Source organism: Streptomyces sp. NPDC057565, from assembly GCF_042801455.1.
Lineage (GTDB): Bacteria > Actinomycetota > Actinomycetes > Streptomycetales > Streptomycetaceae > Streptomyces > Streptomyces yanii.
Genome location: NZ_JBHVFU010000002.1, coordinates 586,329 through 607,809, shown reverse-complemented (window position 1 = coordinate 607,809; position 21,481 = coordinate 586,329). Strand labels below are relative to the sequence as shown.

20 protein-coding genes are annotated in these 21,481 nt (G+C 68.7%); 2 read left to right on the top strand and 18 right to left on the bottom strand.

Translation table 11 applies throughout. The features are described 5' to 3' along the window. Nucleotides 1-306: 306 nt before the first annotated feature. From ACFU8W_RS06800 to ACFU8W_RS06745, 12 genes are all read right to left on the bottom strand, one after another. Entirely contained in the window at nt 307-885 is a 579-nt protein-coding gene (locus ACFU8W_RS06800; protein ID WP_384032832.1) for a phage tail protein, read from the bottom strand. Nucleotides 886-889: 4 nt separating this feature from the next. Continuing rightward, the gene (locus ACFU8W_RS06795; RefSeq protein ID WP_384032830.1) at nt 890-2,866 is read right to left on the bottom strand and encodes a putative baseplate assembly protein; all 1,977 of its coding nucleotides are present in this window, start codon (nt 2,864-2,866) and stop codon (nt 890-892) included. Then, on the bottom strand, nt 2,863-3,306 hold the full coding sequence (locus ACFU8W_RS06790) for a GPW/gp25 family protein (protein ID WP_266983473.1): 444 nt from the start codon (nt 3,304-3,306) through the stop codon (nt 2,863-2,865). Before ACFU8W_RS06790 ends, ACFU8W_RS06795 begins: the two co-directional genes overlap by 4 nt. Nucleotides 3,307-3,312: 6 nt before the next feature. After that, nucleotides 3,313-3,600, bottom strand: coding sequence for a PAAR domain-containing protein (locus tag ACFU8W_RS06785; RefSeq protein ID WP_384032827.1), 288 nt, complete (start codon nt 3,598-3,600; stop codon nt 3,313-3,315). A gap of 15 nt (nt 3,601-3,615) precedes the next feature. Next, nucleotides 3,616-5,538, bottom strand: coding sequence for a VgrG-related protein (locus ACFU8W_RS06780; protein ID WP_384032825.1), 1,923 nt, complete (start codon nt 5,536-5,538; stop codon nt 3,616-3,618). Further along, on the bottom strand, nt 5,538-6,341 hold the full coding sequence (locus ACFU8W_RS06775; protein WP_384032824.1) for a LysM peptidoglycan-binding domain-containing protein: 804 nt from the start codon (nt 6,339-6,341) through the stop codon (nt 5,538-5,540). Before ACFU8W_RS06775 ends, ACFU8W_RS06780 begins: the two co-directional genes overlap by 1 nt. Before the next feature lie 5 nt (nt 6,342-6,346). Continuing rightward, nucleotides 6,347-6,787, bottom strand: a complete 441-nt coding sequence (locus ACFU8W_RS06770; RefSeq protein WP_266983478.1) for a phage tail protein — start codon at nt 6,785-6,787, stop codon at nt 6,347-6,349. A 51-nt stretch (nt 6,788-6,838) separates the two neighbouring features. After that, nucleotides 6,839-8,542, bottom strand: coding sequence for a hypothetical protein (locus tag ACFU8W_RS06765; RefSeq protein WP_384032821.1), 1,704 nt, complete (start codon nt 8,540-8,542; stop codon nt 6,839-6,841). 20 nt (nt 8,543-8,562) lie between these two features. Beyond that, nucleotides 8,563-8,706, bottom strand: a complete 144-nt coding sequence (locus ACFU8W_RS06760; RefSeq protein WP_266983482.1) for a DUF6760 family protein — start codon at nt 8,704-8,706, stop codon at nt 8,563-8,565. Next, nucleotides 8,703-9,137, bottom strand: coding sequence for a hypothetical protein (locus ACFU8W_RS06755; protein ID WP_384032819.1), 435 nt, complete (start codon nt 9,135-9,137; stop codon nt 8,703-8,705). Before ACFU8W_RS06755 ends, ACFU8W_RS06760 begins: the two co-directional genes overlap by 4 nt. Beyond that, nucleotides 9,137-9,580: a phage tail protein gene (locus ACFU8W_RS06750; protein ID WP_327245283.1), complete on the bottom strand. Its 444-nt coding sequence runs from the start codon at nt 9,578-9,580 to the stop codon at nt 9,137-9,139. Before ACFU8W_RS06750 ends, ACFU8W_RS06755 begins: the two co-directional genes overlap by 1 nt. Nucleotides 9,581-9,687: 107 nt before the next feature. Further along, complete coding sequence (locus tag ACFU8W_RS06745; RefSeq protein WP_384032817.1) at nt 9,688-11,244, bottom strand: phage tail sheath family protein; 1,557 nt, start codon at nt 11,242-11,244, stop codon at nt 9,688-9,690. Between the two features lie 241 nt (nt 11,245-11,485). On the opposite strand from ACFU8W_RS06745, the gene ACFU8W_RS06740 reads away from it, so the two are divergent. Both ACFU8W_RS06740 and ACFU8W_RS06735 read left to right on the top strand, forming a co-directional pair. Then, on the top strand, nt 11,486-15,241 hold the full coding sequence (locus ACFU8W_RS06740; protein ID WP_384032815.1) for an HPC2 multi-domain protein: 3,756 nt from the start codon (nt 11,486-11,488) through the stop codon (nt 15,239-15,241). Between the two features lie 21 nt (nt 15,242-15,262). Beyond that, nucleotides 15,263-15,736, top strand: coding sequence for a DUF6301 family protein (locus tag ACFU8W_RS06735; protein ID WP_376663734.1), 474 nt, complete (start codon nt 15,263-15,265; stop codon nt 15,734-15,736). A 113-nt stretch (nt 15,737-15,849) separates the two neighbouring features. Here the strand turns inward: ACFU8W_RS06735 and ACFU8W_RS06730 are convergent, their stop codons facing one another. The 6 genes from ACFU8W_RS06730 to ACFU8W_RS06705 form a co-directional block, all read right to left on the bottom strand. Next, complete coding sequence (locus ACFU8W_RS06730) at nt 15,850-15,954, bottom strand: DUF397 domain-containing protein (RefSeq protein WP_384033034.1); 105 nt, start codon at nt 15,952-15,954, stop codon at nt 15,850-15,852. A 41-nt stretch (nt 15,955-15,995) separates the two neighbouring features. Continuing rightward, nucleotides 15,996-16,304, bottom strand: a complete 309-nt coding sequence (locus ACFU8W_RS06725) for a hypothetical protein (protein WP_384032813.1) — start codon at nt 16,302-16,304, stop codon at nt 15,996-15,998. Nucleotides 16,305-16,431: 127 nt separating this feature from the next. Further along, on the bottom strand, nt 16,432-17,718 hold the full coding sequence (locus ACFU8W_RS06720; protein ID WP_384032811.1) for a cytochrome P450: 1,287 nt from the start codon (nt 17,716-17,718) through the stop codon (nt 16,432-16,434). Beyond that, a complete protein-coding gene (locus ACFU8W_RS06715; RefSeq protein WP_384032809.1) occupies nt 17,715-18,509 on the bottom strand; it encodes an alpha/beta fold hydrolase in 795 nt (264 codons plus the stop codon). Before ACFU8W_RS06715 ends, ACFU8W_RS06720 begins: the two co-directional genes overlap by 4 nt. A 159-nt stretch (nt 18,510-18,668) precedes the next feature. Continuing rightward, a complete protein-coding gene (locus tag ACFU8W_RS06710; protein WP_384032807.1) occupies nt 18,669-20,708 on the bottom strand; it encodes an ATP-binding protein in 2,040 nt (679 codons plus the stop codon). Beyond that, nucleotides 20,705-21,472: a DUF4255 domain-containing protein gene (locus tag ACFU8W_RS06705; protein WP_384032805.1), complete on the bottom strand. Its 768-nt coding sequence runs from the start codon at nt 21,470-21,472 to the stop codon at nt 20,705-20,707. The genes ACFU8W_RS06710 and ACFU8W_RS06705 overlap by 4 nt, the downstream gene beginning before the upstream one ends. Nucleotides 21,473-21,481 lie beyond the last annotated feature (9 nt).

Here is a 21,481-nt window from a genome sequence, read left to right as displayed (position 1 = left end):
GCGGTCCCGGGGATGGGACGGGGTGTGCCTCGGGTCCGGGAACGGGCTCGATCGTCTCGTCGGGGCGGCGCGGGGAAACGGCGGGTGCGGGAGCGGGGGGCGCAGTGGGGGGTGGAGTGAGGGGTGGCGACGGGGGGACGGGGGTGGGTGCGGGAGCCGGTACGGGGGCAGGCGTCGGGGAAGGAGCCGGAGGGGGCACAGGGACAGGTGCCTGCGGCGTCTCCGGTTCCTCCCAGTTCAGGAACGCCTCGCAGGATGTGCAGAACGCCGTCCCCGGAGCATTCCGGTGCCCGCAGTTGTCGCAGATCACGCCGCACCCCCGGTTTCCGTCCCACCCGGCTGCGGCGCCGACGGCAGGATCTCCACCGTGCGGCCGACGTGCGCCGGGACCTCCGCGCCGATCAGCTCCTGCAGCCGTACCCGGTCGAGACGATCCGGATCCGGCACCCGGAGCCGGACCGTCACCCAGGGCCCGGCCTGACCCGGCAGCGCCGTGTTCGGGCGCGTCGACCACGCCGTACCGCCGCTCTCGACGATCTCCGGTTCGATGCCGGTCTCCAGCCGTACCGCGTCCGCAAGACCGCGCAGCGTCCCGCGCCGGCTGTGCCCGGACACCGCGCCCCGTACCGCCACCCGGCGCTGTTCGAGCGGGCTCTCCTCGTGCGGTTCGACCGCCACCCACTGGGCCAGCCAGGCGAGGAAGTCGTCGGGGGCGCTACGCGGGTCGAGGTGGGCGGGCAGGTTGTCGATGGTGAGCAGGACCGGTGCGAGTACGTCGTCGAGCGCCGCGAGGAAGCGCTGGAGAAAGTCCTGCTCCAGGTAGACCGCCGGCAGCTGCTCGATCAGCGGGTGCGGGGTGGGGAGGCCGGTCACGGCGGTGCGCATGGGGTCAGCCCTCCCGTACCCGGAGCTGGTGCTCGTAGCTGAAGACCAGTGCGTGCCGGTCCAGCGTGATCTTCGTGGTGGCCGTCTCGCCGCGCTGCCCGCTGAACGGGTCGGCGGGGAAGAGCCGTACGTCCTCCACCAGGTCGAGCCCCGGCACCTGCTGGAGGACGGCGAACGCCTCGCCCGACTGGATCGGCCGGCCGAACGGCCAGCCCTGCCCGGAAGGTCCGCCGGTCAGCGGGTTGAAGTACCCGTACAGGGCGGCAAGGGCCTGCTCCCGTACCCGCTCGACGACCGCTCCCCTGCTCGCCTGTACCGAGGCGACGACGGTGACGCCCTGGTAGAAGGGCGGTTCGACGACGAGCCGGGCGCCGATCGGGCGCCGTTCGTCGAGATGGCGGGCGACCAGGGCAAGCGTGTGCGGGGGCGGGATCAGCTCGTTGAACCGGATGCGACCCTGTTCGTCGCTGCGCCCGGCCGGCACGACGAGCAGCCGCACCCCGCCCGCCTCGGCGCCCGCGTCCTCCCCGGCCGGGATGCAGTGCACCCTGGCGGCGTCCGGTGAGACCTCGCGGGCGAGCAGTTCGTAGTCGTGCGGGACGACGGCCCGGTGAAGGGTGCGCAGGGTCATCGGGCCGCGTACCCGGGCGCTCTCCACGGTCTCGCCGTCGACGCCGCCGAGCGCCGGGTTCCGGTTCTCCACGCGGGCCACGTACGGGATGGCGCTGCGCAGCACCCGGAGGGTGGAGCGGGCCACATTGCCGCGCAGTCCGCCGCCGGTGCGGTAGGAGCGGACCCGGACGGTGGCGCCCTTCGGGGGCACGGCCCCGTAGTAGCGGATGCTGCCGTCGCGTTCCCGTACGGCCGGACCGAACTCGACCCGACCGGAGTTGGGGTCCAGGGTGATGTGCCGGTCGTCGGCTCCGGAGTGCGCGAAGTCGTCGACGCGGCTCCAGTCCTGCGTGCCGTCGGAGCCGTTCCCCGGGTTCCCGGCCGGGTCCACGACCTCGACCACGAAATCCCCGGGGACGACCGGCGGACGGGACACGGTGAGAGCCTGCCCCGGCACGCCCTCCGCGGCCCCCAGCACCTCGTCGGTCACGGTCTCGGCGTGCTCGGCCTCGACGGTCGCGCCGATCGTGAACGCCGTGATCCTGCGGACCACCGGCGGCGCCACATAGGTCGGCTGGCCTGCGGCGGCCTCCACCAGGCGGCAGCGCAGCCAGCCGCCGGTCCGCCGCACCACGACCGCCGGGGCGTGCGTCTTCGGCAGGTGGAGGATCAGCTCACCGGACTTGTTGAAGCCGCCGGTGTCGTCCTTCTCGATCTCGCAGGCCGTCCACGCGTTTCCGTCCCAGGCCTCCCAGACCAGCGGCGGCCGCAGCGGGTCGACACCGACACCCTCGACCTTGCAGTCCAGCCGGAGGACGACGACTCCGGCGGGGACGGCGCCGGACAGCCCGATGTACACGGCGTCCCCGGGTGCGGGGGTCGAGTCGAAGCACGGTACGTCGCGGCCGAGCGCGAGCTCCTCGGTACGGTCGACGGCGTCCCCGGACGTCGGCCAGGTGGCGAGGTACGCGAACGCGCACGGCACGATGGACAGGTCGCCCACGGTCGTGAAGACGACTGCGTCCTCGGTCTCGGTACGCACGGTGGCGACCTCCGTACCGGCGCGCACGGTCACCGGCTCGGGCTGTGGCGCGGAGAGCCGGAACGTCACATCGGTGCGGGCCGCCGTCGGCGGGTGGAGCCGGACCCCGATGAGGTCGAGGAAGGTCAGGTAGCTCTTCTCCGGGACCCGGTTCACCCGGTAGACGAGCTGATCGACCATGGTCGCGAACGCCTCGATGAGAGTCACCCCGGGGTCCGACACATTGTGGTCGGTCCACTCCGGGCAGCGCTGCTGGACGAGGCGCTTGGCCTCGTCCACCAGGCCCTGGAAGCGGCGGTCGTCCAGATGGGGACTGGGCAGCGTCACGCGCCGTTCTCCTCCTCGTACCGATCAGGCCGGTCGTGCGGGTCGTCGTGCTGCGGGATCACATAGAACGGGAAGACAAGATTCCGGGGGTCGTTGGCGCCCCGCACCGTGTAACCGATGTCGATGTAGAGCACCCCCTCGTCCGCCTCGTCGAACCGGACGACGACCTCGGTCACCTCGATCCGGGGCTCCCAGCGGTCGAGCGCGAGGCGCACCTCGTAGGCGAGCTGGCCCGCCGTTCCCGCGTCGGCCGGCGCGAACACGTAGTCGTTGACGGCACACCCGAACTCCGGCCGCATCGGCCGCTCCCCGGGCGAGGTCGCCAGGATCAGCCGGATCGACTCCTCCAGCTCGTGCTCGCCGCGCACCAGGGCGATGGAACCGGTGGCGTCCGTGCGCGGCGGGAACGCCCACCCGGCGCCGATGAACTGCTGGCCCATCTCCGCTCAGCCCCCGATCAGCACCGTCGCGCAGCCGGACACGACGGGCGAACCACAGCCGGCCAGGTCCCCGACCCGGGCGGCGGGCTTCCCGCCGATCAGCACGGAGGAGCTGCCCGGTGGCGCGATCGTGGACGGCGGATGGGCGGCCGGGGAGGTACAGGTGTGTGCGGTGCCGACCGTGGCGGCGGGCTTCCCGCCGATGAGAACGGACGCGACACCGGGCGGGCCGACCGTGCCGGGGTGACTCGTGGGGTCACCGACGCGGGCGGCCGCCGCTGCTGTTGCGGACACGTCGACCCACTCCTCTCAATTGATCCTGACCATCGGCGCGTTGATGGAGCACGAACTGCCGCCCTTGATGTCGGTGCGCTGGGTTCCGTTGACCGCGACCTGGCCGCCCTGGACGTCGACGGTGCCGCCCGTGGCGAGCGTGACCCTGCCGTTGCCGCCGTCGACCGCGACTCCGGAGCGGGACGTCAGCGTGACGCTGTCGCCGGAGAGTTCGAGCGATCCCCGGCCGGCGTCCAGGGATACGCCCTCGGCCGCCTTGATGGAGACCTGCTCCTTCGCCTCGATGGTCACGCTGCCGTCGCTGTCGATCACGATCACGGTGCCCTTGCGGTCCAGGTCGATCTTGAGCTTTCCGTCGCCGGTGAGCAGGCGCACGCCCTGCGGGCCGTTGGCGGCGTCGAGCAGCTCCAGCTGGTTCCCGCCCTTGGAGGCGAAGGCACGGCGGTTGACCGCGCCGCTGGTCGGGTCGACGAGACCGCCGGCGCCCGGCCCGCCCGAATCACCGGTGCCGGAACCTCCGCCCTCGCCTCCGCCGCCGCCCTGCGACGGTCGGTCCTTCCCGTTGTACAGACCGGCCAGCACGTACGGCCGGTCCAGATGTCCGTGCTCGAAGCCCACCAGCACCTCGTCTCCGACCTCCGGGATGAACGCTTCGCCGCCGCTCGTCCCGTTGGACTGCGCGGTCCGCGCCCAGTCGCTCGCGTACTCGTCCGACAGCCACGGGAACCGGACCTTCACCCGCCCCGACCCGTCGGGGTCGTGCGTGTCCGTGACCGTCCCGCTGACCAGCCCGTGGCACCGCGAACCAGCGCCGCCGCCCGGCCCCTGCGCACCGGAACCCCCGCCCGTCAGCCCGAACAAGGACCGCTCCTGCTGCCCGGAGACCGTGATCCACGTCTCGTAGCCGCGCACGGCGTCGAAGACATGCCGCGACGACGTGACCGTGTACCGCCCCTCGAAGGGCTTGCCCACCGCGTTGAGCGCCACCGCGCTGCCCGCCCTGACCTCCGGGTTTCCGCGGATCACGGCCTCCAGCTCCGCGAATGACCCGGCGATCCGCTCGGCGAGCGCCTTCGCCGCCTGGTCCACCTGCGCCTGCTCCCCGTACGCCGCGTCCGTGACCACGAACCGCGCCTCGCCGAACGGTGCGGTCACCTCGGCGGCCGTCACCCCCAGTTCCAGCGTCGACGACGTGCCTGCCGGGGCCTTGCCCACCAGCGGCTGCTTGGCCTTGACGTCCCAGCCGCGCACCTCGACCTCGGAGACCTGCTCGGCTGACGACACCCCCGCCCGGCAGCGCAACAGATTGCTGCCCATCTCCAGGACGAGCGGGTTGCGGTCGGCGCGCGCCGAACCGTCGGGCGCACCGCTCGCCTCGGCGGGCCGGGTGATGTGCAGCGCCCCGTCGAGTACGTAGGCCTGCGCCCCGGCCTCCTCCGCCAGGCCCAGGACGAACTCCCAGTCGGTGATGTTGGGCTGGGCGATGTGTTCGAGCACGGGTCCGGCGATGTCGACCTTTCCCGGCTTCAGCCCGGCGCGCTGGGCGACCTGGCCGCAGATGTCGGCGAGCGTCATGTTCTGGTAGCTCGCCACCCTGCGCCCCCGGAACAGCCGGTGCGACTCGTCGAGCCCCCGGACGACGGTGAACGTCCCCGTCTCGTCGAGCTCCACCTCGAGTGCGGTGACCACCCCGTCGAGCAGCGGCTTCGGGGCCGTGTCGCCGCCCGCACGGGCCAGCAGCCGGGCCTCGCTGCCGATCTTCAGCCCGGTCTGTTCGAGGAGCACCCGGTCGGGGTCGCGGAAGCGGAGGAAGAAGAGGTCGGGGAGCGTGCGGCTGTCGTCGACGTATCCCTCGACCAGGGTGTTCACGAACTTCGGGGGAAGCGGTGTGCCGTCGAACTCCACCACCAGCGCGGTGGCGACGCCCTGCTGCGCCATCAGCCCCGCCCCCGTACCGGATTCTCCGGCTCCGCGAGCCGGCTCAGCTCGTCGAGGGCGGGCAGCAGCAGCTGTGTTCCGGGCACCAGCCGCATCGGGTCGTCGATCCCGTTCGCCTCGGCGATCACCCGCCACGCGGCCGGGTCCCCGTACTCGCGCTGGGCGAGCGACGGCAGCGAGTCCCCGGCGCCCACCCGGTGCACCCGCCGGGCCGCCAGCGCACCCGAGGTCGGGTTCTGCCCCGGGGTGTCCCCGCTGATCTCCTCCATCGTGACCTGGCAGACCGCCCGGATCGGCACACCGGATGTGGTGAACAGGGTGTATTTCGCCTGCACTTGGCTGACATAACCGGGGAACCCGGTCAGTCCGCCCCAGTGGAAGACCACCCACGGCGGAGATGACCGCTGCTGCTGCCGGGTCTCGTTCGTCGGGACGCAGCACGCGAACAGCTGCTCCACGGCGGTGACGACCCGGGTGTCCTGGGTGTCACTGGCGTCGAAGAACATCTCGACGGTGAGCTTGCTGGGCTGCGACCCCTGGTACTCCGGCGGCCCGGAACTCTTCGCCCCCTTGGCCGGACTCCGCTTCCACGACGCCGCCTTGGTGAGGCTGAGCTCCTTCGGATTGAACTGGAAGTCGATCCGGCCGCACGGACCGCCGGGCGTGAGACCGCCGCCGGTCGGCGGGGTCCGCAGCTCCAGATAGGCATGCTCCAGCTTGGGCCGGGCCGAGGCCCCTTTCGCGGCCGACGACGCACCGGACGTACCGGCGGCACTGAAGGCGATGGGTCCCGCACCGCTCACGTCGGTCAGCCCTCCATCACATAGCCGTGGTGGGCGATCTCGATCGTCTCCATCGCGACCTTGGGCGACTCCGGGGAGAAGGACGGCCCGGTCCACCGCACGGGCACCACCTCCAGCAGCCCCCACTGCGCCACCTTCTGCCCGTCGCCGGTCCGCGCCTCGATGTGGGCGGTCTTGCGGCTGAACCCGGTCGTCATGGTGGCGAACCAGCGGGCCACCTTCTCGGTCTCGCGGGTGAGCGGCCGGGACAGCTTCACGTTGGAGTACTTCAGCCGGGTCGGCAGCTGCCACAGGTGGCCGTTGTTGCCGCCCTCCTCCCGTGTTTCGAGCACCACTTCGCAGCCCAGGCCGTCGCAGGTGTTGAACGACCCGAGCTCGATGTCGTCGATCGTGACGACGAAGCAGACGCTGACGGCGGGGTCGTTGTCCGAGGGGGCGGTGGCCATGGCACGTACCTCTCAATTCCTGGGTGGGGCGGTTCGGTGCCTGGTGCGGATTCAGTGCCTGGTGCGGATGAGGAATCCGGCCCGTTCGCGTTCCAGCCGAAGGTCCGCCTTGAGGAGCCGGCTCAGCGGGCCGTACAGGGCGCGCACGAGTTCGTCCGTGACGGGTGGCCCGCCCTGGCCGGTGTGGCCCATGGACCCCGGCACGGGCGATGAGCCGGCACCGGCGCCCTCGCCCCCAGGCTCGGGAGCGGGCCCGGCTTCGGGTTCCGGATCCGGTTCCGGTTCGGGCGTCGGGGGCGGCGGCTCGCTGGTCTCGGTCTCGCGCTGGACGACGGGCTGCGAGAAGCCGGTCGGCGCAGTACCGAAGACCACGCTCCCGTCGGCCATCCGCTGCGCCACACCGGCGGCCACCGCGACCGAACCGGCAGACGGGATGGCCGGCGCGACAGGGTTACCGGAACGGGGCGCGGGAGGCCCGCTTACGGACTGCCGCTGCACGGCGGGTGGTGGTGGAGGGAGCGGTGATGGTGCCGGTACCGGGCCCCATGCCTCCCGCACGGGGACCGCCGTACGCTGCACCGTTCCCGTTCCCGTTCCCGTTCCCGTTCCGTTTCCGGTTGCTCGCGGTGCGGCGGACGTCCAGCGGACCGGCACCACGGCGGGGGACACCGCTTCCTCGGTCGAGCGCTGCACGGGGGCGGCGGTGGCTGTGGCGCCCCGGAGTCCGGTCTCCGTCCGCGCCGCGTGGATGGGCAGGGGCCGGTCGGCGAGCAGCGGGGCCACGGGCAGGGACGGCGTGGTCGGTGCGTTCGCGGAAGCGAGGGCGGTGCGCTGTACGGGGGCGAGGGCGGTGGGCTGTACGGGCGCGGCGGTGGGCGTCATCGGCTCTGCACTGCTGCCGGCCTGTTCCCGAGGAGCAGCTGTCTCCGACGGCGGGGCGACCAACGGGTCGTCCCCGAGAAGCGGCGCGATGTCCTCCTCCGGCCCACGCTGCACCTCCTCCGGCCCCGTACCCTCCGCACTCCGGGACACCGGAACCGGCTCGCTCCCCGTCCCCGGCACCGTGGCGGCAGCCTCCCGCTGCGCTGTCGGCGGCAGGCCGGGCATCGGCGCACCGAGCCCGGGGGCACGCCGGGGCCGGTCGGCAGCCGGACGAGGTACGTCGGTCCGCTGAACAGCCGGCGCGACGCCCGGCGCCGAAGCAGGACCAGGAGCAGGAGCAGGCACAGGACCAGGCGCAGATCCAGGAGTGGACGCAGAGGCAGACACCGTAGCCGTGTCGGTGACGAGGGGCTGCTCGCCGATCAGTTGCCGTACCGGAAGGTCCTCCACCGCGGTTGCTCCCGCCGTGGTCAGGACGGGCCCCTCACCTCCGTAGGACGCCCGCTGCACGGCAACAGGGAGCGATCGTGACGGCGGGCCGGAGCGCGGCGGCATCTCCACCGACCGCTGCACCGCTGATGGCCCTCCCACCGGGGCCGCACTCGTCGGGGTGATCCCGTGCACCAGGCCGGAGGGCGCCTCCGGGCTGATCAGGTGCCCGAGAGGGATGCCGAGGGCGGTGTCCTGCCGGGTGGTGAGCGCTCCCTGGAAACCGCCCGGGTCGATGACGAGATCCTGACCGGTCACCGTCCGCTGCAGGGGCGGCAGCCTGGACGGATCGAACCGCTCCCGCCGCACTGCGTCGGCGGGGAGCCCGGCGTCGCCGCCGCCCTCCTCCGTCCGGCGGCCGCGCAGCCAGGACATCAGACCCATGGCTCTCGTCCTCCCCTGCGTTACTGCCCGTTGAGGCGGGCGACCTGCGCGACGAACCTCAGGCGTTCCGGGTGTTCCAGGTCCAGCAGTTCATCGAGTGGCCAGTGGAAGTGATAGGCGAGGTACGCGACTTCCTCGTAGAGCTGGTCGGCCGCGTACGTCACGATTCCCCCAGGCGGCCACCGGCGAGATCCACCGCGAACTCCTCCTGGCAGGACGGACAGGTGACGGCGGCGCGGGTGTGTCCCTCGGCGTTGATCCGCCGGTAGAAGTCCTGCAGAAAGGCCAGGTCGGAGGCGAACAGGTCCTCGATGATGCCCGGGTGGATGTCGTCGAGCGTGCCGATCCGGGTGACGACGCGGGAGATCAGCACGACCGACAGATAGGCGGAGTTCTCGCGCACCCGGTCGTCCCGCAGCGGTACGAGCTCGTCGCGGGCGGTCGCCAGTCGCATGACTCCGGTGCGGTGGACGGTGCCGGACTCGTCGACGTATCCGCGCGGGAGCTCGAAGGTGAACTCGGTGCGCAGCGTGTCCCGTTCGGAACGTTCCTCGAAGGCGGGGGCCGTAGCCGGCGCCTGGGCCGTACGCCGCATCAGTCGAGTTCCATGCTCTCGTACGTGATCGACAGCTTCTCCGTCAGAACCGAGGTGTCACCGGCCTTGAGCGTGCCGATTTCAAGGGATTTCGGCCAGGCGTTGATGAGCTTGTAGCGCTTGATGGCGATGCCTTCGTAGTCGTACACGATGACGGCGCCGTTGCGGCGGGCCGCGGTCATGCGGCCGAACCGCGAGTCCTTGATCCACCGTTCGAAGCTGTTGTCCTCGGTGAGACCACGCGTCACGGTGACCTCCCCCGCCTTCGGACGGCCGGGGAGCTTCTTGATGGCATAACGCCCGTCGGCGGTGTTCTGCTTCAGCTCGATGACGTCCTGCTCCATCTTCAGACCACTGACTTCGGTGATCTGCTTGATGACGACGCTGTCGAATTCAAGACCGAAGGAATGCCCGACGGAACTGTCGAGATCGGGAAGTGGCACAGCGAACTCCTCTACCTGTTACAGAACCCCGGAACCACGGAAACTCCGGAACCACGGAACCCTCGGAATCACGGGGCCCCCGGAACCCTCGGAACCGAGAACGGCGGTCACTCATCGACCTCACCCGATCCACTGGTCAGCTGAGAGAGCCGGAACACCACGAACTCGGCCGGCCTGACCGGTGCCACACCGATCTCACAGACCACTTGACCTGCCTCGATGGTCTCCGGCGGGTTGGTCTCGCGGTCACACTTGACGTAGAACGCCTCGTCCGGCGTCAGCCCGAACAACGCGCCCCTGCGCCACTCGTTGACCAGGAACGCCGAGACCGTACGCCGGATACGGGCCCACAGCGCATCGTCGTTCGGTTCGAACACAACCCACTGCGTACCGGCGAGAATCGACTCCTCCAGGTAATTGAAGAGCCGCCGGACATTCAGATACCGCCAGGCCGGATCCGATGCCAGAGTCCGCGCGCCCCATACCCGGATTCCACGCCCGGGGAAGGAACGAATGCAGTTCAGCCCGATCGGATTGAGAAGATCGTGCTCGCCCTTCGTCAGCTGCGTCTGCAACGCGACGGCGCCCCGTACGACCTCGTTCGCCGGCGCCTTGTGCACACCACGCGACTCGTCGTTGCGCGCCCAGATGCCGGCGATGTGACCGCTCGGCGGTACGAGCTGCGCCCGCCCGGACGACGGGTCGGCGACCCGGATCCACGGGTAGTAGAGCGTCGCGTACTTCGAGTCGAAATTGGCGCGGTCGGTGCGCCAGGCCCTGATCTGCTGCGGAGAGAGCCCGGGCGGCGGGTCGAGGATGGCGACGCGGTCGCCCATCAGCTCGCAGTGGCTGATCAGCGCCTGCTGCACGGCAATGACGGACTCCAGGTCCAGCAGTCCGCGTTCGTACGCGCTCATGAGATCGGGAACGGCAACGGTCGTGATCTCCTCGACCGCTTCCAGACCGCCGAAACCGGTCCGCTGGTCGGGATCGCCTACGTACGCTTCCGAGCCCAGCGCCCCGGGGGCCGAGCCCAGAGCGGGTGCGGGCGCGAGCGTGACCGTCTGTGGCTCGGGCCTGGCCGGCGCGGCCCCGCGCCCGGACTCCCGGACCTCGATCAGCTCGGACTTCGCGTTGACACGGGTGGCGACGTTCTCCTTGCTGCGCTTCGTCGTGACCGCCGGGTAGGTCTCGACGACTTGCCCGTCGCGCCGGACGAGCAGCTGGAACACGTCCTGCGGCGGGTCGTCGCCCTCGACGTCCGTCACCTCGACGGTGATCTCCCCGCTCACACCGGGACGTGCCTTGAGTGCGTACGGGCCGAGCTGGGTCTCCGTACCTGCGGGCAGCTGCCCCGGCTCACCGCCGCCACCGACGCTCTCGGGCTCGGCGGCCTCGGTGCCGTCACCGATACGCACCACGTAGCAGATTCCGCCGCCGTTGGCGAAGAAGCCGTAGACGGAGGAGGCGAGATAGGTTCCCTCGACGAAGTCACCGAAGCGGCTGACGAACTGGCTCCAGTTCGCGATCAGCGTCGGCTCGTCGAGCGGGCCCTTCTGGGCGAAGCCGACGAAAGCGGCGACCGAGGTGCCCACTCCTTCGATCGGCCGGGAACCGGAATCGACCTCTTCGACGTAGACGCCCGGGGACAGGTACGACGGCATGTAAGTCTCTCCTTGACCTCTCCTCGACCGGGGAACGCGGGCCATTCTCACCACCGGGCCCGTGCAGGGGGAACGGATACTCGGTCGCCCTGCAGTGCACGGGAGACTGCCCGAAGAGGCAATCCGCGTGATCCGCCCAACCAGGCCGACTCTGCCCCCACCCCCGCCCATGCGCGCTCCGCATCCCCGTTGTCCGCCACCCAGGCTGGCGAGGCTGGGGAAGCGGTGACCGGGAGGGCGGATGAAGGCGGTTCCGGAGAAGAACCCCGCCCCCGACACCGCCCGCGCGGCGACCCCCCGTCCCGAAGCAGCCCCGGTGGACCGCCCGGCCCCGGACCGCCCCGTACCCGATCGCCGCTCCCTCCAGCGCCTGCAGGGCTCGGCGGGCAACGCGGCGGTAGCCCGCCTGGTGGCGCAGCGCTACACCGCCCCGGTGAAACCGTCCCCGTCCCAGGCGGCCGGCTTCCGCAGGGTGAAGGCGGACGTGGCGGCAAAACGCACCAGGATCGCCGTCCACGCCCCCGCCGCGACCGAGTCCAAGTCCGCGCAGGACGCGGCGGTCGCTCCCCCCGACGACAAGGAAGCCCAGGGCAAGGCGGCGAACGCCGAAAAAATGAACGCCGCGAAGCCGGGCGAGTTCAACAAACAAGCCTTCATCGACGCCGTCAACAAGGCGATCGAGGCGCAGGCGCCGAAGAACCTCGACGACGCCGACAAGTTCTCCAAGTCCGGCAAGGCAGACAAGATCAAGTCCGAGGTGGACGGCAAGGTCACGGACGGCAAGGAGAAGTCGGCCAAGGACATCGAGACCACCACCAAGGCCGCACCCGATACCTCGGCGGCCAAGGACAAACAGGTCACCCCGATGACCCCGGACCAACCGCCCGCCAACCCCGGCGCCCCCTCCGCAGCGGATGCAATCCCGGCCCAACAACCCGCTGCTGTCACCGACTTCTCCGAGGGCCCCGCCCAGAACGACAAGGCGATGGCGGACGCCGAGGTCACCGAGGACCAGCTCGCCAAGGGCAACGAACCGGAGTTCAACGAAGCGCTCTCCGCGAAGAAGACAGCAGAGACAGATTCGGCAAAGGCCCCCGCCAAGGGCAAGGCGGCAGAAGCCCAGCAACTCTCCTCGGCGAAGACGGCCGCCGCGGCCTCCGGCACCCAGGCGATGAACGCCCTGACCGCGACCCGCGCCGCGGCGGGCAAGGAGGTCGACGGCGGCAAGGGCGACACCAAGTCGAAGGACGAGAAGAAGCGCGCCGAGGTCACGGCAAAACTGCAGAAGGTCTACGACTCCACGAAGAAGGACGTCGAGGAGACCCTGTCCGGCCTGGACAAGAAGGTCGACGACAAGTTCACCTCGGGCGAGAAGGCAGCCCGCGACGCGTTCACCGCGGACCACAAGCGCCGCATGAAGGCCTACAAGGACAAGCGCTACTCGGGCTGGACGGGCAAGGCCCGCTGGGTCAAGGACAAGTTCGCCGGCCTGCCGCAGGAGGCCAACAACCTCTACCAGGAGGCCCGCAAGCTCTACGTCGCCCAGATGCAGACGGTCATCTCCTCGGTGGCCGACATCATCGGCACGGAGCTCGGCAAGGCGAAGGCGCGCATCGCGAAGGGCCGCGCCGAGCTCAAGGCCGAGGTGGACAAACTCCCCGCCGACCTGCGCCAGTTCGGTGAGGACGCGGCCAAGGACTTCGCCGGCAAGTTCGACGACCTGGAAGCCACGGTCAACGAGAAGTCCGAACAGCTCGTCCAGGACCTGGCGACGAAGTACACCGCGGCCCTCAACAAGATCGACGAGGAGATCAAGAAGCTCCAGGAAGCCAACAAGGGCCTGATCGACAAGGCGAAGGACGCGATCGTCGGCGCGATCAAGACGATCAACGAGCTGAAGAACCTCCTTCTCGGCATCCTCGCCAAGGCCGCCTCCGCGATCATGAAGATCATCAAGGACCCGATCGGCTTCCTGGGCAACCTGGTCAAGGCGGTCGGCGCGGGCCTCCAGCTCTTCATCACCAACATCGCCGACCACCTGAAGAAGGGCGTCGTCTCCTGGCTCCTGGGCACCGCGGTCAAGGCGGGCCTGGACCTTCCCCAGAAGTTCGACCTCAAGGGCATCATCCAGATCATCGGCTCTCTGCTCGGCCTGACCTGGGCGAACATCCGGGCCCGTGTGACCCGCAAGGGCGTCCCCGAGCAGGCCATGAGCGCGGTCGAACAATCCGTCCCCGTCGCCCAGACCCTCGCCCGCGAGGGCCCGGCAGGCGCGGTCAAGGAAATCACCGAGGAGGCCGGCGACCTCAAGGCCACGATCCTGGAGAAACTGACCAGCTACCTGATCCCCACGGTCATCATCGCGGGCATCACCTGGATCATCTCGCTCCTCAACCCCGCCTCCGCCTTCGTCCGCGCGGTCAAGGGAATCATCGACATCGTCACGTTCATCGTGAACCAGGGCGCCCAGATAGTGGAGTTCGTCAACGCGGTCCTGGACGCGGTCATCGCCATCGCCAACGGCGGTTCGGCGGGCGTCCCCAAGATGGTCGAAGCGGCCCTGGCGGCCAGCGTCCCGCTCCTCATCGGCTTCCTGGCCTCACTGCTGGGCATCGGCGGCCTTGCCAACAAGGTCAAGAGCGTTTTCCACGCGGTGGCCCGTCCGGTCAACCGGGCGATCGACAAGATCGTGGGCTTCATCGTCAAAAAAGGCAAAGCCCTCTGGGAAAAATCGAAGCAGAAACATAAGGATCAGAAGGGAGGCGACAAGAAACATTCTGGTACCGGAAATCCACAGAGCAAGTCTTCTCGAAAGCGCGCCGCAGTTGCGGAAGCGGATCGAATACTGAACAACAGCAGAACACAGGAGGACGCAAGGAACAGCGTTTCCCGCACTTCGAAGCGACACAATGTCCCACTCACATTGGTGGTAGATTCCCGCGAACAGCAGAGCGTCAGCGTTCATGTGCAAGCTATCGAAGGAGAGACGCACAGGTTAGCTGCACAGAATCCGCAGAACCAGGCTTCGAATACGGATCGTTATACCTCTGAGCAACTGACACCCACAGGAATTATCGCAACAATTTACGGCGTGGAGCTGCTCAAGTGCCGACTCGGGAAACATCACTTCGTGGGCGATCGCGTCGGAACATCCAGGAACACTCAAGGGAAGCTCTGCGAGAAGAACAACGGGCGCACCATATTCGTATACGACGACAACAAGCCGGTGAGCGATGAACTGAAGCACAGAAACACCGTGGACCAGAGCACGGAAAGAACCCATCCCAGCAGCGAGACAGCCCCCGAAGGCTCCGACATGGCAAAGGAAGTCAAGAAAAGAAATGAAGCAATAAAGGAGCGCGACAGGATATGGAAGGAAGAACTCGAGCCCATCGCAACCCGCCTCAATATTAAGATAAACCCGAACACTCTCGGCTCCAAAAAGCTTGACGCATTCAAAATCGAGGCGCTTGACAACCAGGCTTCATCACAGGATCTCGAAAAGCTGATGAGGGCAGGAAACGCCTACATCGCCGCACGAACCAAGGTGGGGAAAATCGGCGAAAAGATGGGAGGGCTGGCCGGGGACTTCGTGGAGAAGAGAGAGTTTGGCACCGCGACGAGACTCACCCTGGACACGGCAAGCAAATCCGGCAGGTTTGACAGGATACTCATTGATGGGTCAACCCTAATCCTGCTGGAGGACAAGGGACCTCAGGCAGGGACAGGAAAACGTCTCGTGGGAGACCCCAAGGAGTACGCAGAACAAGGGAGCCCCGAGTACGGACGTGAAATGATCGAGATAGATCCACTGCTAGCGGACGCCTTGAGTGATCCCAGCGTGTACAGTCAGGTGGAGAACATATTGAGAAACAATGGAACCGTCCGCTATCGAATGATCAAAGCCAACGCGGACGGCTCTGTCACTGCGATCGATTTCATCCTCGACAAGGAGAGGTTCAAGCAAAGCAGTATAAAGCTACCCGGCAGCCACTAGTCTAGGAATTAGGAGCCCATCGTGACCTGGCACGCCCTCGAAACAGGCAACGTCAGAGAGTTGTTGGCCAAAATCCACCTGGAGGACTGGGGGTGGACGAAGGAAGAGGTGCCGGCCCTTGCGGCACGTTTCGGATGGACCCCCTGGACCGAAAACTCCGCGAATCAACTCTTCTATAATATCGGGATCGACTATCGCAGCATCGTCGCCATTTTCTCCTGCGAGGAAAACGACGTCACACACCTATTTTTCACACTGGGCAGGAATGAAGGACCAACCACATCGGAGTCCATCAGGGCCAGTGAAATTCTTTTCACCGACGTTCATAATATTATTTCCGAAATTCTTGGCGAGCCGTCGAACTGGCCCCCCTCGGAGAACATGGAAGAAGAGGTCGAATGGGTGAGTGGAGTTTCCACCATCACCCTCATGGGCCGTGTGGACATGATCAGCGTACGTTGGGAACTAACTGAGCGAATTGCGCCGGCCATGTGAGCGCTTCGGCGTTTCTCCTGTATCCACCACGTGACGGCCGACTTGTGGATGGAGAAAAGGGAAGGGGTAACTGTGCACCGGTGAACACGACCCCTGCATCGGGGCGGTTGCTGTTACATGCGGTTGCTGTTAGATACGGCTTTGCGACCGTCTGGCAACGAGGCGGCCTCCACGCAGGCATCCTGATCGCCACTGCAGGTGGATTTCCGCCAGGCCAATGGCTCCAACTCAGCTCAATCCAGCCGCTGTTGTCTGATGTTCACGCGTACTCCTTCGCGACTTCTTGCACCATCTCCACCGAGTACTGCGGGCTCAGCGCAAGCGCTACGAGGTGCTCGAAGGCAGGAGCTCCGAGTTGAACGATCTCCTTGATGCGGTTGCGGGCATGGGAGATGGCCTGCCGAGCCTCTTCCGGTTGCTGAGCAACCGTGCCCGGAACGACGACGGTGATGTCCGCACAGGTGCTGTCCGCCAACCGCAGCAAAGCCCATGAGCGGATGCCGTTCGCACCACCGACGTAGAAGGCGCTGCGGGCGAATGCCCCGAGGTATATGGCGAAGAGCGCCATGCACTCGTCTTGCGGGCGATGGTCGGTGGACCAAGTGCCCGTGATCGCCACCGCGTGCCTGATCAACTCCGTGTAACAAGTTTTCGTCTCCCATCGGGCTCCCAACCCCTAGCTGACAGATCGAACGTCAGGCACCGGCCACCCGCACCGTCACCGACTTCAGACCGTTGATGAAGTTCGACACCAAGCGGCGTGGTGGAGCCGCGAGTTGGAATGGGGCGGGCAGAGCGCGGCGCGCCTCGTCGTACAGGACCCGCAGTTGCAGCCGCGCGAAGTGGGCGCCCAGGCAGACGTGGGGGCCGTCGCCGAAGGAGATGTGGGGGTTCGGGGAGCGGGAGAGGTCCAGGGCGTACGGGTCGGGGAAGACCCGTTCGTCGTGGTTGGCCGAGGCGTGGAAGACGACCACCTTGTCGCCGGTTCGGATCCGCGTGCCCGCCAGTTCCGTGTCCTGGGTGGCGGTGCGTCGGAAGGTCAGGACCGGTGGGTGGCGGCGGAGCAGTTCGTCCACAGCGGTGGCGAGCCCCACCTCGCCGATGCGCAGGCGGCAATACGCGTCAGGGTGTTGGGCCAGCAGGTGCAGGCCGCCGGGGGCCGCACTGCGTACCGTGTCGTTTCCCGCCACCACCAGCAGGAAGAAGAACATCTCCAGTTCGGGCTCGGTCAGTTCGGGGTCCGTGGCCAGGGCCGTCATCACGTCGTCGCCCGGCTGCTGCCGCTTGTGTGCCGCCAGTGCGTGCGCGTAGTCGAACATGTCGCGCAGTGCTGCCGGTGATCGTGGGTTGACCGGCTTGCCGTCCGGGCCCAGTACCGCAGTGCCCGCCTCGTCCGGGTCCTGGTAGCCGATGACGCGTTGGGTCCAGTGCAGGAGGAGGCCCCGGTCGCTGTCCGGTACGCCCAGCAGGTCGGTGAGATTGAGCAGCGCGTAATCGTCGGTGACGCGGGCGACGAGGTCGCAGGTGCCGTCGGTGGCCCGCGCCTCGGCGACCGCCCGGGTGAGCAGGGAGCGGGCTCGTTCGCGTACGACCGCGGCGAAACGATCCACGCGTTTGGGGGTGAACGCACGGCTGACGAGCACGCGCAGTCGCCGATGGTGCGGTGGGTCCTGGTTGAGCATCATGCGGCGGATGAACGGCAGGTCGGCGGGGTCCGGGTCGCGGATCTGGGTGGCGCCCAGGTACGAGGAGTACGTCGCGGAGTCCTTCAGTACGTGGACGACGTCCGCATGCCGGGTGACCGCCCAGAAGCCGGGGCCCGCCGGCCAGCCGAGGACCTCCGGCTCCTCCTGCCACGCCACGGGGTGGTGATCGCGCAGGTGGCGGTAACGGTCATGGGGGATGCCCTGCGCGTACTGCCTCGGGTCGAAGACGTCCGGTACGGGCGCTTGCTCCGGTGCCTCGGGGGCGGGCCCCCTCATGCCTTCGCCTCGCCGTCCTCCGTATCGGCTCGTAGGAAATCCTCCACCACACGGATCAGGTCGAGAGGGGCCTCGTCCATCGCGTAGTGGCCGCACGAGGGCAGCTCCACCAGTTCGGCCCGCGTGAACCAGCGCATCCAGGTGGCGCGCTGCAACTCGGCCGACAGCGCCGGGTCCAGCGCGCCCACGACAGCCAGGGCCGGCACGGGCGAACCGTCGATCCGGTCGTGGAAGTCCTCGCCCGCCCAGGAATCCAGCCAGGCCCGGAACGCCTTCGCATCGCTGCGTTCCAGCGAACGACGCACCATGCGGTCCAGCCAGCCTGCGGGGCGTCGGCCTCCGGTGGTGATGTCGAGGATGATCCGACGGTTCTCCGGGGTGTGCGCCGCAGCAGAGAAGAGCTCCCATTGTTCGGGCGGCAGGGGCAGGCCGGATGCGGGTACCGGCGACACACCGACGATCCTGCGCACCCGGTGTGGGGCGATGGCCAGCGTCCGCTGAGCGATGCAGCCGCCCATCGAGTGGCCGATCAGCGAGAACCGGTCCCAGCCGAGCCGGTCGGCCAGCGCGATCACGTCCGCGGCGCCCTCGGCTGTGGTGTACGTACCACTCGCGTCCCTGGCCTCCCCGTACCCTCGGAGGTCCACCACCGCGTACTGGAACGAACCGAGGTCGAGATCCGGGAGCACCGGGTCATAGGCGGAGCGGTCGGCGAACCAGCCGTGCACCGCGATCACCTTGTGCGGGCCGTCGCCGTGCAGTCCATGGGGCAGAAGAGGCAATGAGGTCATGCTGACTCCCGTCACCGTACGGATATGACCCGGTCGGCCGTAGGCCCGACCCAGTCCACGGTGGCGGCAACTCCCGTTCCACGCAAGGGTCCACACGAGGGACCGCGCAAAGTGCGGTGACCGGGTACGGATCGTCAAGGTCTGAGAGGCGTCCGCACCTCACGCCAGCAGCCCCAGGTACGGCCCGAACTCCGACGCCAGCGTCAGCCGGCCCAGTTTCTGGTACTCGCGCTGAATCGCGTGGATCAGCGTCGGCATCGTCACCGGCTCCCCCGTGTCCGCCGCCAGGTACGCAGCCGTCACCGCGATCGAGCGGATGTTGCCGCCCGCCAGCTCGAAGTTCTCGGCGCAGAAAGCCAGGTCCAGGTCCGCTGAGCGCGGGAGTTGGGGGCCCAGGCAGCGTTCCCAGAGGACCAGGCGTTGGTCGGGGTCCGGGACCGGGAAGTCGATGACCAGGTCCAGGCGGCGGGTGAAGGCGTCGTCCAGGTTGGCGCGGAGGTTCGTGGCCAGGATGGCCAGGCCGTCGAAGGACTCCATGCGTTGAAGGAGATACGCGCTCTCCACGTTCGCGTAGCGGTCGTGGGCGTCCTTCACATCCGAGCGCTTGCCGAAGATCGCGTCAGCCTCGTCGAAGAGGAGGACCCCGTTCACACCCGCTGCTTCGGAGAAGATCCGTTCCAGGTTCTTCTCCGTCTCGCCCACGTATTTGTCGATCACCGTGGCCAGGTCGACCGTGTAGAGGTCCAGGCCCAGGTCTGCGGCGATGACCTCCGCGGACATGGTCTTGCCGGTACCCGAGTCGCCTGCGAAGAGCGCCGATACGCCGCGGCCCCTGCCGCCTCCCGGGCGCATGCCCCACTCCCCCAGGACGCGGTCGCGGTGGCGGGCGCGGGCGGTGAGTTCGCGGAGTTGGGCGTGGGCGTCGGGGGGCAGGACCAGGTCGTTCCAGGTCACCGTGGGTTCGATGCGGCGGGCCAGGCGGTCCAGGCCTGCCGCGTTCTGGGCGCGGGCGCCTTGGCGTACGTGGTCGGGGGTGAGGGTTCCGCCGTGCAGCCGGGCCGTCTGGGCAGCGCTGTGGGCTGCTCCGGTGATCTGTTCCGGGGTCAGGAGGAACGGGGAGAGCAGACGGTCCGCGTCGATGGAGGGCGGGATCGCGGCTGCGGCCAGTTGTCTGTACGCGTCCGTCCAGAGGGCGGCGCGGGCCTCCGGTTCCACCCTGGGGGCGTGCAGGAGCAGGGGCGGGACCGTGGACCAGGACGCGTCCCACGGCGCCCTTCCCACCAGGATCATCGGGACCGGGGTGGCCGTGAGCAGGCGGAGGAGGGCCGGATGCTCCCGAGACACCGCGTCCAACGGGGCGCCGACCAGACCCGCGTTCGTGAGGCGGGCCTCGCGGACCAGGGAACGTACCGCCTCGGCCGGTGCGGGGTCCTCGGCCAGCCTTGCCAGGTCCAGGCCCAGGACCTGCCGACCCGCGAGGGTGAGCGCGGAGGCGGCGAGCGCGGTGCCCGCACCGCCCTGGTCCTCGCGGAGGTAGGCGAGCGGGACGCCGTCGGACAGGACGGAGGCGAGAGGGGATGGGTCGCCGACTCCTGGTACCGCTCGCCAAGGAGCCAGGAGGTCCGCCAGCCGTGGGTCCGGTGTGTTGTCTCCGAGGAGGTGGGCGGTGACCCGGTCCGGGACGCGGAGAGCGCGGCTCAGGAACGGACGGTCCAGGTCCTCTACCAGGAGGAGTCGGCCCTCGCGGAGAGGGGACCGGGCGGACAGTCGGGACCGCGCTGCCGGGTCGGCGGGGGTCAGACCGCAGAGGCCCAGGGCCAGGCCGATGGACGGGCGGCGGCGGGTGACGTCGTCGTTGAGGTAGCCGTAGAACGCCTCGAAGCGGTCGTCCAGGTCCGGCACGAGGGCGATCAGCAGGATCTCGATGTCGAGCGCGGTGAGCTGGAACTCCCGCGTCAGTGACGCCAGTCGGGAATCGGCCGGCGCGGCGTCCCCAGGGGGCGGGGTGGGAAACGCCCGGGCCGTCTCGTCGTTCAGCAGACGGGCGATGTTCTCGTCCGTCAGGTACAGGCCCCGGAAGGCGTCGTCCGGGTTCGGGTCCGTGAGCTGCCGTGCCTCCACCGCGGCACGGATGCGCTGTTCCACCGCGACCGCCCGGGCGAGGAGATGCCGCAGGTTCGGGTCGCCCGGGGTCGTCATGCGTCTGTTTCCTCCAGTGGGGTGCCATGCGTTTCGGTGATACGGAAGGACATCGCGCGTCCACGGTCCGTCGTGCCGTTGCCGGAGGACTGCGGTGCCGGGTCCCGGGCCGGGCGGCCGGGGCGGCTTCCGTACACCGGGAGACCCTTGCGGCCCGGCTGCGGCTGTGTCTCGCCCTCGGGCCGCGCGGGTACGCCTCCGAACCGGGTCTGCAGGCCCTCGTCCTCCACCGGCGGGCCCGCCGGGTACGTGGGCGCGGCGGTGACCGGGACGCTGACGACCAGGTCCAGTGACGGTTTCAGTTCGCCGCCGAGCGCGCTCCATACGTCGGCGAAGGAGCGGTCCTCCGGCGGCGGCAGCGCGATCGACATCGGGACCGAGGCCCCGATGTCGGCGAGCGAACCGGTGAGGCGGTCCGGCGGGAGCGCCTCGTAGCGGAGGAGGCAGGCCAGGAGCGAGGACAGCAGGCGATGTTCGTCCTCCGGGCGCTTCGTCCACGCCGTGATCAGGTACGACAACTTGAAGAAGCGGGGCGGGCGGCGGCGCGCGACGATCGTGCCACGCTCGTCGTACTCGTTGTGCAGACCGCGTTCACGCCGCCGCATGTCCTCGCGGATGTCGTAGAGGTAGAGGTTGACCATGGGGGCGTTGACCTTCGCCGCCCACTCCCTGGTCGGGGCGTCGAAGACCACCGTGATCTGGCCGCCTTCGAGCACCTCCGCCCGGATCAGGGCGCGAAGTACGTCGTCGACCTCGTGGATCACCTGATCACT